The 2,076-nt window shown below is 38.5% G+C and carries 3 protein-coding genes; all 3 read right to left on the reverse strand.

Annotation, left to right across the window (positions count from 1 at the left end):
* Positions 1–128 precede the first annotated feature (128 nt).
* The 3 genes from NCY57_RS16525 to NCY57_RS16535 are packed head-to-tail and all read right to left on the reverse strand — an operon-like array spanning position 129 to position 1,748.
* Positions 129–740, reverse strand: a complete 612-nt coding sequence (locus NCY57_RS16525; protein ID WP_021650335.1) for a class I SAM-dependent methyltransferase — start codon at positions 738–740, stop codon at positions 129–131.
* 56 nt (positions 741–796) lie between these two features.
* Positions 797–1,018 carry a hypothetical protein gene (locus NCY57_RS16530; RefSeq protein ID WP_044960621.1) on the reverse strand — a complete coding sequence of 74 codons (222 nt, stop codon included), beginning with the start codon at positions 1,016–1,018 and terminating at the stop codon, positions 797–799.
* Positions 1,019–1,070: 52 nt separating this feature from the next.
* Entirely contained in the window at positions 1,071–1,748 is a 678-nt protein-coding gene (locus NCY57_RS16535; RefSeq protein WP_015526358.1) for a hypothetical protein, read from the reverse strand.
* Between the last annotated feature and the right edge of the window lie 328 nt (positions 1,749–2,076).

Consider the following 2,076-nt stretch of genomic DNA (forward strand, 5'->3'; position numbering starts at 1 on the left):
AGGGAAAGAGTAAGGGAAAGTTCACTTGCTACAAACTTAGTATTTTCAAGGGTTTGTGAGGAATTTGATAATCAACTATAACAGTTATTAAATTTCCTAAAATAAGTGAAATATCAACTGGAATTTGGCTATTTCGTTGCAACAATACTTATCCAATGATTTTTTGCATTTGAATACGTTTTGATCTCTGTAAAACCCGCTTCTTTCAAAGCGGCAACAAGTTGTTTAGATGTGTAAATCTTCATACCATTGATCATCTTTGTCCATTTTTCATCTGCGGCATTCGTTCCGTCACTCTCGTTACAAATCAGGAATATGCCTTCGCTTTTCAGCACACGGTTGACCTCGGAAAAGCATTTTACTAATCCTGGCCAAAAGTAAACTGTTTCGAAGGCAGAAACATAATCAAAAGTCGCGTCAGAAAAGGGTATAGCAGATACATCTCCTTGAACTACATTACATTTCCCTTGTTTAATGGCGAGGGCGTTCAATTTTTGAGATTTTGCCACACTAACCTCAGAATAATCCATTCCTGTCACGTGGCCATTTCTACATCTATCAAGCCAGACCGCAATATTTGCTCCGCCGCCACAGCCGACGTCAAGAACTTCAGCATCAGACTTCGTGGAGATATTTGAGAATCCCCATTGCGATAATTTGGCGTGACCGCTGTTCATCATCTTCGTCATCAATTTTCCGCCGAAGCCTTGTGGCTTACGGGTATTTTCAAAAAATCTCATTACAGAATTCCTCCTCCACAAATACCGGTTTTCTTAATTCGACAAACCGGTATTGCTCAATCGTTTTTCTCCGTTAGGAGAATATACAATCCATAAATAAAAAGAACAAGGAATAAAACCGTAGGAATCAATAATCCATTTTCTAAAATACTTATAATCATTCTTCCAGGTGGCGTTACCCATGCAGTTGCTGGATTTTGCATTGCCGCTATTATCATTCCTACAATACCAACAACACTACTTAATGTTAAAAAACCACCTTTTATATTTCTACTCATAATCATTACCTCCTCGTTAAATACCGATTTATCTCTTACATTTTATCATATTCTATCCCAAAACTCTATTCTTAGATTGCCAAAGAGCAGCCTTCCGACTGCTCTTTCTGGCTCCCCAGGCAAGTCTTTCGTGAATACTTCCTGTTGGCATTTGCTCCATTTGTCGCTTTTCTTCTAATGCCTTCTGCTCCTGTATATCCTGTTGTACCGCATCATCTACAGCATTTTCTCCAAGAACACGCACTACCCGGTCATATCTATCAGAAACATCCTGCAATTGTTGTTTTTCATCAAATAACTGCTCTTTTTCTTCACGCACTGCATCTAACTCTCTTTGTATTTGGTTATATGCTTGCTTTGTTTTCTGATATTTGTGTTTCCATTTTTCTACTTCTTCGGCAAGTTCTTTAACCTGTGCAGCCATCGCAGCAATTTTATTTTTCACCTGAGTAAACAGTGGTTTTATTTTCTTATCCCGGTAGGTTGTTGCACGTTCCAATGCACCAGCTTCTGGAAGTAGAGTTTTCACTGTTCCATATTCCTTTATTTCTTTGCTGACATTATCCATTACCGGCTGTAACCGTTCTCTGCGTTCTTCCAGGCTATGCAGATCTTTCTCGGCTTTTTCCGCACACTTCTCAGCTTCCTCTTTATCTTTAACTGCCTGCTCCTTGTCATCTTTTAAAAGCTGGATATTGTGGTAACAATCCGTCTGAAACTGCAATATCATCGTGATCCGGAACGTGCTGAACAGATCAAACAGATCAAAGGCTGGTAAAAAAATTACTCCTGTGAATAGCAAACATTCGCAGGAGTTTTTTTGGCACCGTTTTGGCACCGCTGGTCTTATTTTTCAATTTTAAATTTATCTTTACTTAGTCTTATTGATAAATTTCCTTTAATCTCCGCATTGAAAATTCATAGATGATTTTACTTTCCACCCAACAGAAAAACCCCGGAAACCTTACGGTTCCGGGGTATCTTACGTTTGGACACAATGTACCTTGCGGTACTCAATATATATTAAATTAGGATGTTATACTAATTAACGATTACTC

It is taken from the genome of Blautia sp. MB18-30 (assembly GCF_023669475.1).
Lineage (GTDB): Bacteria > Bacillota > Clostridia > Lachnospirales > Lachnospiraceae > Blautia_A > Blautia_A fusiformis.

Excerpts from the sequence above, each read along its gene's own strand:
- NCY57_RS16530 (WP_044960621.1), bottom strand. The coding sequence starts at position 1,018 with ATGAGTAGAAATATAAAAGGTGGTTTTTTAACATTAAGTAGTGTTGTT.
- NCY57_RS16535 (WP_015526358.1), bottom strand. The coding sequence starts at position 1,748 with ATGATATTGCAGTTTCAGACGGATTGTTACCACAATATCCAGCTTTTA.
- NCY57_RS16525 (WP_021650335.1), bottom strand. The coding sequence starts at position 740 with ATGAGATTTTTTGAAAATACCCGTAAGCCACAAGGCTTCGGCGGAAAA.